Below are 14,930 nucleotides of genomic sequence, written 5' to 3' on the forward strand. Positions count from 1 at the left end.
AGCCGACTTCGCATAACGGCGCTCTTCTACCGCAGGCGACGCGATCATCCGCTTGAACTGTAATTGCGGCGATTTAACGGGGTATTAACGAACATAATCTGGGCTCGACCGGATGGAGAAACGCCGTCTGAAGATGTTTTACAGGCGGAGCACTGAAATGTGCCTGCTGCAATTTCGGTGCTCGCCGCATATCTTCTGTCTGGTCGGTGGAACCAATAGGCTTCGCGATTGTTTATGGAGAAGCGGGACAACCCCTCACGTCCCGCGAATGATCGGCCGTCTCCCCTCAACACGCGCCGATCGACATCAGGCTCGGTGCATCCCTTCACGGGAGCGCCGGGCTTTTTTCTTTCAAGCCTGGCGGAGCAACATTGAAAAGGGGACGGCGTCGTCGCCGTCCCTGATCCGGTTTCATTCTTCGTCGCAGGAGGGATCACCGGGGCGGCAATCGAAAGACCGTTCTCTGCGGTCCGATCTGCGCTCACCATCTCTCCAATCGCTTCTTTGGTCGTCGCCGCGCCAATTCCTGTCACCGTCCCGGTCGCGCCAGTCACGGTCCCGATCCCGGTTGTCCCGATCGCGGTAGTAGTAGTCCGGTCCGCGGCTCCAGCGATCACGCTCGCGATAAAAATCGCGGTTGCGATAATAGCGGTCCCAGTAATTGTCGACGCTGAATCGAATCATCGGAATGCCGAGCGGACGATAATATTGCGGGCCGACATAGACGCGGCGTTGCTGGTAGAGAGCCTGCACATATTGGCCGGCAACCCAGCCGCGGCCGCCGTAGAATTCGACGTCGCACCAGTTGACATCGGAAAGGCATCCACGGATTTCGACGGAAGAGCCGGCGGGTATGACGGCAACGGCAGGATACCGGGTGCTCGGACCCGCACGCATGTTGACGTTCGCCGTCGAATAACCCTCGGCCGCTTGCGCGACGACGGGAGCCAGCATGAGCAGACCGGCCACAACGATCTTGGAAAACAGATTTTTCACGCTTTTCTCACTCCTGATAAACGCTTTTCGGCAGCGCCGGCTGTACTCGCTCGGGCGTTATTATTCGCCTTGTCTTTCAATGGCTTATATGTCGGCGGCGATGAACGCAGCTTGAACGGGGAAGACAGGCCATCTGCGGCAAGGTTAACGGCTTGTTAACGTTTCGAGGCCAGTCTGGCTGCAAATACCCGCTTTCTCCTTGACCACGGATGAACTGGCACTGAGGCGAGCGGATGACGAAAGGCCGGGTTGAACCGGCCTTTTTGTTATCTGCGATGTCGCTGGCGCGCGTCTTCGATTGCGGGATGCGCCATACCCGTCAGGCAGCGAGCGCCTGAAGGATCCGCACCCACGAGCGGATGCCCTTGTGGTAGGAGACGAGTTCGTATTTCTCGTTCGGCGAATGGATGCGGTCGTCGCTGAGGCCGAAGCCGACGAGCAGCGATTCCATGCCGAGCATCTTCTGGAAGTCCCCGACAATCGGGATCGAGCCGCCCATCCCGATGACGATGGCAGGTTTTGGCCACTCGTCGGAAAGCGCCGTCTTCGCCTTGGTCAGGACAGGTGAATCATAGGAAAGATGGATCGCTGGCGAGCCGCCATGCGGATGGAACTCGACCGAGCAGTCGGCCGGAATCTTCGAGCTTATATAGCTGCGGAAGGCCTCGCGGATGGCGGCCGGGTCCTGGGTACCGACAAGGCGGAACGAAACCTTTGCCGAAGCCTTGGCGGCGATCACCGTCTTGAAGCCTTCGCCGGTATACCCGCCCCAGATGCCGTTGATTTCGGCGGTCGGTCGCGCCCAGGTGAGCTCCAGCACCGAGCGGCCCTTTTCGCCGGACGGAATGGAAAGGCCAACTTCGCCGAGGAAGCTTTCTGCGGTCTTGCCGAGCGTCTCCCAGGATGCCTTGATGTTGTCAGGCGTTTCCTCGACACCATCGTAGAAACCGTCGAGCGTGATGCGGCCGGTCTCGTCGTGCAGGCCGGCAAGGGCCTCGACGAGGATGTGAATCGGATTTGCCGCAGCACCACCGAAGAGACCGGAATGCAGGTCGCGATCAGCGGCCGTCACAACGACTTCCTCGCCGACGAGACCGCGCAGCGCTGCGGCGATCGCCGGCGTATCGCGGTCCCACATGCCGGTATCGCAGACGAGCGCATAATCGGCCTTGAGTTCGGCGGCATTGGCTTCGAGGAAGGGCTTCAGCGACGGGGAACCGGATTCCTCTTCGCCCTCGAAGAGGATGGTGATGCGGCAGGGAAGCGCGCCGTTGATCTCCTTATAGGCGCGGCAGGCCTCGACAAAGGTCATCAACTGGCCCTTGTCGTCGGAGGTGCCGCGGCCGGTCAGGATCTTGCGGCCTTCGCCGACATCCTTGATCGACGGCTCGAAGGGGTCATTTTCCCAGAGTTCGAGCGGATCGACCGGCTGAACGTCGTAGTGGCCGTAGAAGAGGACATGCGGCGCATCGGCAGAAGCGCCGGCGTGATGGGCGACCACCATCGGATGGCCTGGTGTGTCGCGCACCGAGGCTGTGAAGCCTAGCCCTTCAAGATAGGCGACGAGCCATTCTGCGGCCTTTCGGCATTCGGCCTTATAGGCGGGATCGGTGGAAATCGACCGGATGCGCAGAAGTTCGAATAACTTGTCCAGGCTCGATGGAAGATTCTGGTCCGCGCGCGCAAGCACCTGATTGATATCGGTCATTTTCGACTCCTTTTGAAATTCGGCCGGACGATAGACCAAACCAGAAAGGCAGGCGAGGCGGAAAAAGCAAAAATCGGCGGCGCGAAAGAGCGGCGGGGCGCTGAACAATATCAAGAAGATTTGCTGGATAATATAGAAGAGAATCCTAATTCAATTTACAGTTATTTAGTACAACCTAAATAGCCTGACCGAATTCAGCTGCAGGAGGGGCAAATGTTTTCGGTCATTGCATGTATTCGGGACAACCACGACTGGCGGCTAGTGCTTGCGGCGGCCGCGGTCTGCCTGGTCGGCGCGATGGCGGCGATGTTGCCGCTTTCCCGAGCCCAGGAATGCGATGCCGGGCGGCGCAAACTCTGGATCGGCGCCTCGGCTTTCGCTTTCGGCACCGGCGTATGGGCAACGCACTTCATCGCGATGCTCGCCTATGACGGCGGCATGCCGATCGGCTACGAGCTCGGCCTGACAGCGCTTTCCTTCCTCCTGTCGGTTGTCGGTTCGTGGGCGGCGATCCTCGTCGCTTCGGAACGCCGCGGCAGGTTTTCCCACATCCGCGGCGGCGTGCTGATGGCGCTCGGCATCGCCTCCATGCACCTGACCGGCATGCAGGCGATCGAAGCACAGGCGGTAATCCTTTATAACCCCCTCATGACGCTGAGCGCGCTTCTCGCCGGAGCGCTGCTGTCGAGCACCGCATTCCACGCCTTTTTCCAATTGAAGGGACCAAGGCGGCTCCTCGTCTCGTCAATCACCTTCGTCCTGGCGATCTGTGCTCTCCACTTCATCTCGATGGCCAGTATCACGCTCGTGCCGGATCCCGGCAAACAGGTACCGGCAACGGTGCTCGACACCAGGCTGCTTGCGGCGATCGTCGTGGTGGCGGCGACGACGCTCATTCTGATTGCGCTGGCGGTGGCCTTTATCGAAAGCCACCTGACGGACCTGAAGGGACTGGCGAACGCCTCGCAGGAAGGGCTGTTGATCCTGCGCGAAGGCCGGGTCATCGATGCCAATGAACGCTTCCAGGGGCTTTCCGGCTGGAAGCTTGCCGATCTCTCGGGCAAGGCGCCCTCGGTTGTCTTGACCGCTATTCAGGCGACCGGACAGAACAGGCCCGGCGAGACGCTGCTCAACACCAGGACCGGCCGGGAGATCGCCGTCGAAGTGACCGTGAGCAGGATCGTCTATCGCGGGCACAATTGCGAGGTGCTGGCGGTGCGTGATCTCACCGAGCGCAGGCAGGCTGAGGAGATGATCGAACATCTCGCCCATCATGACGTGCTCACCGATCTGCCGAACAGGTCGCTGTTCGATACCCGCATCCGGCAAGCCCTGCAGATGGCCGAACGAAAGAACAGCCAGGTCGCCCTCTTCTATCTCGACCTCGATCGCTTCAAGGCCGTCAACGATATCTTCGGCCATGCCGAAGGCGACCGCATTCTTGGCAAGGTCGCCTCGATCCTGCGCCACGTGGTCGATGACAGCGACACGATCGCCCGCCTCGGCGGTGATGAATTCGCCGTCATCCAGCCCGCCGGGCAGCAGCCGGCAGCAGCGCAAAGGCTTGCCGCGGCGATCCTCGACGAATTCGCCGCCGAAATGGACACCGCGCGTGACCCCACAGCCGTCGGCGTCAGCGTCGGCATTGCGCTCTATCCCACGGATGGGGCTGCCGCCGAAGAACTCTGCAACAATGCCGATACTGCGCTTTACCGCGTCAAGCATGACGGTCGCGGCAAGGTCTGTTTCTTCGACGCGGAAATGGACAAGGCAGCACGGAACCGCCGCCAGATCGAAAGCGAATTGCGCCATGCGATCACCCGTAACCAGATCCATGTCAGCTATCAGCCGATCCTCGATGCGCTGAGCGGCGAGATCGGCGGCTACGAGGCCCTGATGCGCTGGAACCGGCCGGGTCACGGCTTGACCGAGCCCGAAATCTTCATCCCGATCGCCGAGGAAAGCGGCTCGATCGTCCAACTCGGCGAATGGGTGTTGCGGCAGGCCTGCATGGAGGCGGTGCGCTGGCCGCTCCCGTTGAGGATTGCCGTCAATCTTTCGCCGGTGCAATTCATGCTGCCGAACCTCTGCGAGCGGATCGAGGCCATCCTCGCTGAAACCGGGCTTGCGCCCGGCCGGCTGGAGCTCGAGATCACCGAAGCGGCCCTCATCCGCGATCGCGACCGGGTGATGACGACGCTGCTGCGGCTGCACAGGCTCGGCGCGCACATCGTCATGGATGACTTCGGCACCGGCTTTTCCTCGCTTTCCAACCTGCGTTCATTTCCCTTCGACAAGATCAAGGTCGATCGCAGTTTCACCGGTGTGCTGGAACATGACGCGGCGGCACGCTCGATCGTGCGGGCCATCATCGGCCTTGGCCACAGCCTCGGCATGCCCGTCGTGACCGAGGGTGTCGAAACCGAGATGCAGCGCCGGATCGTCGTCGAGGAAGGCTGCACGCAAGTGCAGGGTCTTTTACTCGGCAGGCCGGATATCGAGCCGAGCGCCAAGCTTGCCACTCACGCAAAGATCCTGACCGCTCAGTTCGAAGCCGGCGAGTGATCTTACAGCGCCGCGCGTCTTTTCAGACGCGCCAAGGACGCTGTAACACTTTGAATTGCTGGATAATTTTATCCTTATATCGATTCCGATTTAAGGAATTATGCAGCGGTCAGAGCGCCTTGGCGTTTTCCAGAAGCCGGCGAATATATTCGAGCGTCAGTTCGCGCTCGAAAACCCGAAAACCCTTGAACAGCGCAAGATCGGCCTCGCGCGCGGTTTCGATCGCCTCGGCCTCCATGGCGCGGGCCTTGGGTGTCAGGAAGATCAGTTGCGCCCGTTTGTCCGATGGATGCGGCCGGCGTTCGATCAGCCCGTCGCGGACCATACGCGAAAGCGTATTGGCCATGGTCGCCTGCTCGATATCGACTCGCTCGAGAAGCTGTTTCTGGGTCAGCCCGTCCTCGGCCCAGAGTTCCAGCAGAATGGGAAACTGGCCCGGAGAAAAACCGAGTCCGACCGCGCGCTGATGCAGCGAGCGGGCAAAACCCTTCGCCAACTGGCTGGCAAGGTAGGCTCCCGAATCCATGCGGTTAAATCCCATGATTGCAAGTTGGCTCAAAAGCATGACGGAGACAATGCAGCAATCGCAGACCATGCTCCAAAACATACAGGCGGCGATCGAATTTCGAGTATTACGAGAAAACAAAGTCGCCATGGCCTGGAGGTTGGCCATGGCGACCTTAAAATGGGGACAAAGGCCCGGAGAGGGGGATAAGGCCTTTGTCCAAGCCTGATGCGGCGGGGGACAAGCCGGTAATCAGACCCGCGGCGCGATCAAGCGCCGGTGAGAAAGATTTGTGGCTGCGAATGTGGTTTTTCAAGGGAGAAGGCACGTTACAAATCGGTAACAGTTTGGTGAGCCGGACTCCCAGCGCTGCGCCCGCCATAATCCGTTCGCGTGCCGAACTTTGTATGGACCTCGCCCCGTGCCCGCGCTATCCATGCACGCATGAAAAAAGGCGATCACCTCTTCCTAGTCGATGGTTCGGGATTCATCTTCCGGGCATTTCATGCGCTGCCGCCGCTGACGCGCAAGACTGACGGCCTGCCGGTCGGCGCCGTCTCCGGTTTCTGCAACATGCTGTGGAAGCTGTTGAGGGATGCGCGCAACACCGATGTCGGCGTCACGCCGACGCATCTCGCCGTCATTTTCGACTATTCCGCCAAGACCTTTCGCAAGGATCTCTACGACGCCTACAAGGCGAACCGCTCGGCCCCGCCCGAAGAGCTCGTTCCGCAGTTCGGCCTTATCAGAGAGGCGACCCGCGCCTTCAATCTGCCCTGCATCGAGACCGAAGGCTTCGAAGCCGACGACATCATCGCGACGTATGCTCGTAAGGCCGAGGCGATTGGCGCCGACGTCACCGTCGTCTCCTCCGACAAGGATCTGATGCAGCTCGTCACCTCCAATGTCCACATGTACGACAGCATGAAGGACAAGCAGATCGGCATTCCCGATGTCATCGAGAAATGGGGCGTGCCGCCGGAAAAGATGATCGACCTGCAGGCGATGACCGGCGATTCCGTCGACAACGTTCCCGGCATTCCCGGCATCGGCCCGAAAACCGCTGCTCAACTTCTTGAGGAATATGGGGACCTCGACACGCTGCTCGAGCGTGCCACCGAGATCAAGCAGGTCAAGCGCCGCGAGACGATCCTTGCCAATATCGACATGGCAAAGCTTTCGCGCGAGCTCGTGCGGCTGCGCACCGATGTGCCGCTCGACCTCGATCTCGATGCGCTGGTGCTGGAGCCGCAGAACGGGCCGAAACTGATCGGCTTCCTCAAGGCGATGGAATTCACAACGCTGACGCGCCGTGTCGCCGAAGTCTGCGATTGCGACGCGAGCGCCATCGAGCCGGCAGTCATCCGCATCGAATGGGGCGAGGCCGCCCACGGCCCCGATCTCGATGCGGCGCAGCCGGAGCCGGTCGCCGGCGGCATTCCCGACGTTTCGGGCGATGCCGTGCCCGTGCCGCCGCGCGCGAAGCCGAAGGCAGCCGTCGAAGGCGCCTTTTCGCCTGTTGATCTTGCCAAGGCGCGGGCCGAGGCCTTCGTGAACTTGCCCTTCGATCATTCGGCCTATGTCACGATCCGTGACCTCGCCACACTCGACCGCTGGATTGCTGATGCCCGCGATACCGGCCTCGTTGCCTTCGATACCGAGACGACCTCGCTCGATGCGATGCAGGCCGAGCTTGTCGGCTTCTCGATGGCGATCGCCGACAACGTGGCCGATCCCACGGGCACGAAGATCCGCGCCGCCTATGTGCCGCTGGCCCACAAGAACGGTGTCGGCGATCTGCTCGGCGGCGGCCTTGCCGAAAACCAGATCCCGATGCGCGATGCTCTTCCGCGGCTCAAAGCGCTGCTGGAGGACGAATCGGTTCTGAAGGTCGCGCAGAACCTGAAATATGATTATCTCCTGATGAAGCGCTATGGCGTCGAGACCAGAAGTTTCGACGACACGATGCTGATTTCCTACGTGCTCGACGCCGGCACCGGCGCGCACGGAATGGACCCGCTCTCGGAAAAATTCCTCAGCCATACGCCCATCCCCTATAAGGACGTGGCCGGCAGCGGCAAAGCAAACGTTACCTTTGATCTGGTCGATATCGATCGCGCCACCCATTATGCGGCCGAGGATGCAGACGTTACGCTACGCCTCTGGCTGGTGCTGAAGCCCCGGCTCGCTGCGGCAGGGTTGACCAGTGTCTACGAACGTCTGGAGCGGCCGCTGCTGCCGGTGCTGGCGCGCATGGAATCGCGCGGCATCACCGTCGACCGGCAGATCCTGTCGCGCCTCTCCGGCGAACTGGCTCAGGGTGCCGCTGGCCTGGAAGACGAAATCTACCGGCTGGCCGGCGAGCGCTTCAATATCGGCTCACCGAAGCAGCTCGGCGATATCCTGTTCGGCAAGATGGGCCTTGCCGGCGGCAGCAAGACGAAGACCGGACAATGGTCGACCTCCGCGCAGGTGCTCGAGGATCTCGCCGCGGCCGGCTTCGAGCTGCCGCGCAAGATCGTCGACTGGCGCCAGCTCACCAAGCTGAAATCCACCTATACCGACGCGCTTCCCGGCTATGTCCACCCGGAGACCAGGCGCGTCCACACCTCCTATTCACTGGCATCGACGACGACGGGACGCCTGTCCTCCTCCGAGCCGAACCTGCAGAATATTCCCGTGCGCACCGCCGAAGGCCGCAAGATCCGCACGGCCTTCATCTCGACACAGGGCCACAAGCTGATCTCGGCCGACTACAGCCAGATCGAGCTGCGGGTGCTTGCCCATGTCGCCGAGATCCCGCAGCTCACCAGAGCCTTCGAGGAAGGCGTCGACATTCATGCGATGACCGCCTCGGAAATGTTCGGCGTGCCTGTTGAAGGCATGCCGAGTGAAGTGCGCCGCCGCGCCAAGGCGATCAATTTCGGTATCATCTACGGCATCTCGGCCTTCGGCCTTGCCAATCAGCTTTCGATCGAGCGCTCGGAGGCGGGCGACTACATCAAGAAATATTTCGAGCGTTTCCCCGGCATCCGCGACTATATGGAAAGCCGCAAGGCGATGGCGCGCGACAAGGGTTATGTCGAGACGATCTTCGGTAGGCGAATCAACTATCCGGAAATCCGTTCTTCCAACCCGTCGGTGCGCGCCTTCAACGAACGCGCCGCGATCAACGCGCCGATTCAGGGCTCGGCTGCCGACGTCATCCGCCGGGCGATGATCAAGATGGAGCCGGCGCTCGCTGAAGCGGGTCTTGCCGAGCGCGTCCGCATGCTGCTGCAGGTGCATGACGAACTCATCTTCGAGGTCGAGGACGAGGATGTCGAAAAGGCGATGCCCATCATCGTCTCGGTCATGGAAAACGCCACCATGCCGGCGCTCGAAATGCGCGTCCCGCTCAAGGTCGACGCGCGCGCCGCCACCAATTGGGACGAGGCGCACTAGCCGCGTCCTTAAAAAAGCGAAGATTTTTCCGCTTTACGCAAGTCTCTGAAATCCAACCGATTTAACTCCCAAGCCCGTATCGCAACGATACGGGCGGAAGGAACTTATTAACCTTCCTTTTCTATCCCGGTAGGGTCGTAGTTTGCCAAGCATGAGTGAGTATCGGACGCATGCGTTTTCCCAGAACCAATTTGACGGATGCCGCGGATTTTTCCAGCGGGCTTGAAACGGAAATTCAGGAGGAAATTGTGGGCGAAAAGCCGGCTGCGCCTATCTGGCAGAGCAACTTTTCCCTCGCGCCGAACGTTCGCTTCACCCGCACGCCGGAAACGCTGATCAGCAAGCGCCGCGCCCCGAACGAGCCTGCGCGCGACGATTCGCAGATTGCACAGCAGGCGATACGGATAGAGCCGGTCGCCGTCGACGTGCCATTCGACATCTACCTGCCCGAGGCGGACGAGATTCCCGCAGCCTCTGTCCAGATGGTCGAGCCGCAGCAGTTGCCTCTTGCCGATCGGACTGTTGCGCCGAGCCTGCGCGCCGCATCCGAACTGTCTTCGATTTCGGATTTCGCCTTTTGGGAAGTCATGGCCTTCGAGGAAGGCGAGCCGATCCGCACGCCTGCGATCGTCCTGCCGAAGATCGAAACCACGCCCGAATCGATCACTTCGCTGTTCCGCGTCATGGAATGGCGTCCGGGCGCACCGAAGCATGCCCCCGCCGCATCACGCCCGGTTCAGCCGGCCGTTGCAGCGCCTGCCCGGCCTGCCGTTCGTCCTCCGGCTGCGATATCCAGGACGAGGCCCGAGGCTGTTCCGGAAGCGGCCGTCGCCCCAGCACCTCGGGCCGTAGTCGTGCCTGACGCCGTAGTCGTGCCACCGGCGGCCATCGAGCCTCCGCCCCCACCTGCGCCGAGGCCGACGCCGCCTGTCGCCGCGGTGCTGCCGTCGCCGCGCTTGGCGAGGCCGGAAAAGGTCGATCCGTCGGGCTATGAATTCCCGCCGCGCGCGCTCTTGCAGGAGCCGCCGGAGCGTCTCGGGGAGATCATGTCGCAGGAGACGCTGGAACAGAATGCCGGCCTTCTGGAAAGCGTGCTCGAGGATTTCGGCATCAAGGGCGAGATCATCCATGTCCGTCCCGGCCCTGTCGTCACCCTTTATGAATTCGAGCCGGCCCCGGGCGTGAAATCGTCCCGTGTCATCGGCCTCGCAGATGACATCGCCCGTTCGATGTCGGCGCTTTCGGCCCGCGTTGCCGTCGTGCCCGGACGCAACGTCATCGGCATCGAGTTGCCGAATGTCACCCGTGAAACCGTCTATTTCCGCGAGATGATCGAAAGCGACGATTTCGAAAAGAGCGGCTACAAGCTGGCGCTTGGCCTCGGCAAGACGATCGGCGGCGAGCCCGTCATCGCCGAGCTTGCCAAGATGCCGCATCTGCTCGTCGCCGGCACCACCGGCTCGGGTAAATCGGTCGCCATCAACACGATGATCCTGTCGCTGCTCTACCGGATGACACCGGAACAGTGCCGTCTCATCATGGTCGATCCCAAGATGCTCGAACTGTCCGTCTATGACGGCATTCCACATCTCCTGACACCCGTCGTCACCGATCCGAAGAAAGCCGTCATGGCGCTGAAATGGGCGGTGCGCGAAATGGAGGAGCGCTATCGCAAGATGTCGCGCCTCGGCGTGCGAAATATCGACGGTTACAACGGCCGCGTCTCCCAGGCCCGTGAAAAGGGCGAGACCATCCATATCATGGTCCAGGTCGGCTTCGACCGGCAGACCGGCGCGCCGATCGAGGAGAGCCAGGAGCTGGATCTTGCGCCGATGCCCTATATCGTCGTCATCGTCGACGAGATGGCCGACCTGATGATGGTCGCCGGCAAGGAAATCGAAGGCGCAATCCAGCGTTTGGCGCAAATGGCGCGCGCCGCCGGCATCCATCTGATCATGGCGACACAGCGTCCTTCGGTCGACGTCATCACCGGCACGATCAAGGCGAACTTCCCGACCCGCATCTCCTTCCAGGTGACATCGAAGATCGATAGCCGCACGATCCTCGGCGAACAGGGCGCTGAACAACTGCTTGGCCAGGGCGACATGCTGCATATGCAGGGCGGCGGGCGCATTGCCCGCGTCCACGGTCCCTTCGTTTCCGATCTCGAGGTCGAAAAGGTCGTTGCCCATCTGAAAACGCAAGGGCGCCCCGAATATCTCGACACCGTCACGGCCGATGAAGAGGAAGAGGCGGAAGAGGAAGAAGCCGGCGCCGTCTTCGACAAGAGCGCCATGGCCTCGGAAGACGGTAATGAACTCTACGAGCAGGCGGTCAAGGTCGTCATGCGCGACAAGAAGTGCTCGACCTCCTACATCCAGCGCCGCCTCGGCATCGGTTACAACAGAGCCGCCTCATTGGTCGAACGGATGGAGAAGGAAGGCCTGGTCGGTCCGGCCAATCACGTCGGCAAGCGCGAGATCGTATCGGGGCGGGGCGACGGCGATTGATCGGCATGAGCAGCGCCGTCACGGCTCGACGTGAGGCGCTGCACTCATAGCCTCGGACATCATCCCGCGATTGTGGAACGGGCGGCGCGTTTGTGCACCACCGCGAGCAGGCCTCCGAGAAGGATCGTCCCCACGATAAATAGAAACGCCGCCGCCACGATGGCCGGGCTGATGTTCTCGCGAATCGACGAGAACATCTGGCGGGCGAGCGTCAGCTGGTTTGGTCCGGCGACGAACAGGGTCAGGACGACTTCATCCAGCGATGTGGCAAAAGCAAGCACGGCGCCGGAAAGGACGCCGGGCATGGCGAGCGGCAGCGTCACTTTCCAGAAGACCTTCGCCGGAGAAGCCCCCCAGGCTCGCGGCCGCACGCTCGGTCCGATAGTCGATGCCCTCGAGCGAGGCGGTGATGCTGACCAGGACAAAGGGCACGGCGACAACCGTATGCGCCACAATGACGGCTGCAAATGTGTTTGGAAATCCGAGGCCGGCAAACAGGATCTGCAGCCCGACGCCGAGCACCACGGCGGGAACGACCATCGGCAGGAGGAATATCGTCCTCAGCGCCGCGGCAAAAACAACGCGCCGGCGCAAAGCCAGTGCGGCCAGAATGCCGAGCACGGTTGACAGCAAGGTGGTTCCCGCCCCGATCTGCAAGCTGTTGACGATGGACCGCCGCCAGGCGTCCTCGGTAGCCAGCTCCGCAAACCAGCGAGTCGAAAAAGACGGAATGGGGTAGGCCAGGAAACTGCTGGAGGTAAATGCGATCGGAAGGATCGCCAAAAGCGGAGCCAGCAGAAAAATCACCGTTGCCGCGCCGAACAGAAATTTTAGCAACCGAATTGTCATGTCATGCCCCCGTCGTCTTCATGGAAAGCCGGCCGTAAATGCCGTAGAGCACGATCGTCACGGCGAGCAGCACCATGCCGAGCGCACCGGCCATGCCCCAATTGGCGGAGCCCGTGGCGTAGAAGGCGATCACCGAACTGATCATCTGGTCCTTCGGCCCGCCGATGAGCGCCGGCGTGATGTAGTAACCGAGCGCTGCCATGAACACGAGCAGTCCGCCCGAGGCGATGCCACGCAGGGCCAGGGGCAGCAGGATATGCAGAAAGGCCCGGATCGGCCTCGCGCCGAGAGAGGCGGCTGCCGGCATGAGATTTCGCGGGATCGCGATGAGGACGCTGTAGATCGGCAGAACCATGAACGGCAGCAGCACATGGGTCATGGCGATAACGACACCCGTCCGGTTGAAAAGAAGCGGCAAGGGAGCGTTGAGGAGGCCGAGCGACACGAGAAGGGAGTTGATGAGCCCCTTGTCCTGAAGGAGGACGTACCAGGCCGCGGTGCGCACCAGCAGCGATGTCCACAATGGCAGGAGCACCGCAGCAAGGAGGAGCTGCCGCCGCCAGCCGCTCGCGGCGGCGGCCAGCATCGCGTAAGGCAGGCCGATGAGACAGGTCGCCAGCGTGACGACGGCGGCCACGGCGAATGTTCTCAGAAGAATCGCCTGATTGGCCGACTCTCCGGCCGGCATCGCCACGATCCTGCCCGACGCGTCATGCTGAAGATCGACTGCGGCAAGCAGGTTGCGATCGGTGTAGGGCTCGGTGGCTTCGGCGATCGCCCGCCAGAAGGCAGCGTCGTTCCACCGGGTGTCGATCTCCGGGAGGCTTATCGGCCCGGTGCTATCTCTCACGGCTGCGACGGTCTTTCGCATCAATGTGCGGAAACCCGGCTGGGCGCTGTTCAGTCTTCGCACCACCTCTCCCAGATTCTGGTCGTCGTCGAGCGATTTCAGGTCGTCGACAAGGGCGGTCCGCATGACGTCGGAGGGTTCGGAAACAGGGTTCCAGGCTGAAATTGCAGCCGTCGTCCGCGGCAGGTTTTTGCTGACGACTGGATCGGACACCGCCTGTTGCAGGACGGTCAGAAGCGGCCAGATGAAGAACACACCCAGGAACAGGGTCAGGGGAAGGATGAGGGCAAAGGTGCCGGTATGTCGACGGAAAGCATTCATGCCGCGATCACCCAGCAATCGTCCGGCGTGAAGTGCGCCACCACATCGGCTCCGACCGGCCACTCCGCCGATCGCATGTCGGTCCGGACCACGAAGCGAAAGGCATCCTCATCGAGCTGCACCCGCAAATGGTCGCCCTGATAGACGCTATCGAGTATTTTTCCCGGCAGGGCGTTCGCCGCCGCGCTGATGCCGCGAGCCGCCAAGCAAATGCGCTCGGGGCGAACGGAGATATGGACACGGCTGCCGACAGCGAGGGAGTTACTGCCAGGCACGATCACATGCCGTCCGTCGGCGATCTCGACCGAGGTACCGTCCGCGCCCGTCATCTTGACCGTTCCCTCTATCAGATTGGTTTCGCCGATGAATTCGGCGACCGCCCGTGTCTGCGGGCGGTCGTAGATATCGCGCGGCGTACCGATCTGCTCGATGTTGCCGCGGTTGAAGACCGCAATTCGGTCCGACATGGTCAGCGCCTCGGATTGATCATGGGTCACGAACACCACAGTCAGTTCCAGGCGCTTGTGAAGGGCGCGGATGTCGAGTTGCATCTGTTCGCGCAACTGTTTGTCCAGTGCCCCGAGCGGCTCGTCCATCAGCACCACTGTCGGCTCGAACACCAGGGAGCGGGCAAGCGCCACGCGCTGCTGCTGACCGCCGGAAAGCTGGGCGGGCTTGCGGCCGCTCATGGCCGACAGCTGCACCATCTCGAGGGCGCGCTTCACGCGTTCTTCGATCTCGCCGCGACCGACACCGCGCATCCTGAGAGGAAAGGCGATGTTGTCGGCGATCGACATATGCGGAAAGAGCGCATAGTTCTGGAAGACGACGCCCATTTCGCGCCGATGCGGAGGCAGGCGGTCGATGCGGCGGCCGTCGAGAAAAATGCCGCCGGCGGTCGGGTTTTCGAAACCCGCCAGCATCATCAGCAAAGTCGTCTTGCCTGAACCCGACGGTCCCAGAAGGCTGACGAATTCGCCCCTCTCGATGTCGAGCGACAGGTCTTTGACGACCTGATGCAGGCCAAAGGATTTGGAGATTTTTTCAAAGCGTATGCGCGGCGCAGCCATGGCGGCCCTCCGTTCGGATAGTCGGCTCTTGGGCAGACGAAGTGACGAAGATGTGCGGAAGCCCCCACGGGTCGATCGGCAGAAGCGATCCGCGGGGGCGATATTCCTTAGG

8 protein-coding genes and 1 pseudogene are annotated in these 14,930 nt (G+C 61.6%); 3 read left to right on the forward strand and 6 right to left on the reverse strand.

Annotated elements, in window-relative coordinates; translation table 11 throughout:
- Nucleotides 1–411 precede the first annotated feature (411 nt).
- Nucleotides 412–996 (reverse strand): SH3 domain-containing protein, encoded by a 585-nt coding sequence (locus tag NE852_RS22530; RefSeq protein ID WP_008525440.1) that lies wholly within the window; start codon nt 994–996, stop codon nt 412–414.
- 319 nt (nt 997–1,315) lie between these two features.
- Nucleotides 1,316–2,704, reverse strand: a complete 1,389-nt coding sequence (locus NE852_RS22535; RefSeq protein WP_008525438.1) for a dipeptidase — start codon at nt 2,702–2,704, stop codon at nt 1,316–1,318.
- A 213-nt stretch (nt 2,705–2,917) separates the two neighbouring features.
- Here NE852_RS22535 and NE852_RS22540 point away from each other — a divergent pair, with 213 nt between their 5' ends.
- Nucleotides 2,918–5,269: an EAL domain-containing protein gene (locus NE852_RS22540; RefSeq protein WP_258156117.1), complete on the forward strand. Its 2,352-nt coding sequence runs from the start codon at nt 2,918–2,920 to the stop codon at nt 5,267–5,269.
- Nucleotides 5,270–5,378: 109 nt separating this feature from the next.
- On the opposite strand, the gene NE852_RS22545 is transcribed toward NE852_RS22540, so the two are convergent.
- Nucleotides 5,379–5,795, reverse strand: coding sequence for a MarR family winged helix-turn-helix transcriptional regulator (locus NE852_RS22545; protein WP_008525424.1), 417 nt, complete (start codon nt 5,793–5,795; stop codon nt 5,379–5,381).
- Between the two features lie 423 nt (nt 5,796–6,218).
- Here NE852_RS22545 and polA point away from each other — a divergent pair, with 423 nt between their 5' ends.
- Together polA and NE852_RS22555 are read left to right on the forward strand one after the other, a co-directional pair.
- The gene (gene polA / locus NE852_RS22550) at nt 6,219–9,218 is read left to right on the forward strand and encodes a DNA polymerase I (protein WP_008525420.1); all 3,000 of its coding nucleotides are present in this window, start codon (nt 6,219–6,221) and stop codon (nt 9,216–9,218) included.
- Between the two features lie 170 nt (nt 9,219–9,388).
- The gene (locus NE852_RS22555; protein ID WP_258156118.1) at nt 9,389–11,728 is read left to right on the forward strand and encodes a DNA translocase FtsK; all 2,340 of its coding nucleotides are present in this window, start codon (nt 9,389–9,391) and stop codon (nt 11,726–11,728) included.
- A 59-nt stretch (nt 11,729–11,787) separates the two neighbouring features.
- On the opposite strand, the pseudogene NE852_RS22560 reads toward NE852_RS22555, so the two are convergent.
- From NE852_RS22560 to NE852_RS22570, 3 genes and pseudogenes are all read right to left on the reverse strand, one after another.
- A pseudogene (locus NE852_RS22560) lies at nt 11,788–12,577 on the reverse strand (ABC transporter permease).
- Nucleotide 12,578: 1 nt separating this feature from the next.
- Complete coding sequence (locus NE852_RS22565; protein WP_258156119.1) at nt 12,579–13,748, reverse strand: ABC transporter permease; 1,170 nt, start codon at nt 13,746–13,748, stop codon at nt 12,579–12,581.
- Nucleotides 13,745–14,818 carry an ABC transporter ATP-binding protein gene (locus NE852_RS22570; protein WP_258156120.1) on the reverse strand — a complete coding sequence of 358 codons (1,074 nt, stop codon included), beginning with the start codon at nt 14,816–14,818 and terminating at the stop codon, nt 13,745–13,747. The genes NE852_RS22565 and NE852_RS22570 overlap by 4 nt, the downstream gene beginning before the upstream one ends.
- Between the last annotated feature and the right edge of the window lie 112 nt (nt 14,819–14,930).

Origin of the sequence: Rhizobium sp. Pop5 (assembly GCF_024721175.1) — a bacterium.
In the GTDB taxonomy this organism is placed as follows: domain Bacteria; phylum Pseudomonadota; class Alphaproteobacteria; order Rhizobiales; family Rhizobiaceae; genus Rhizobium.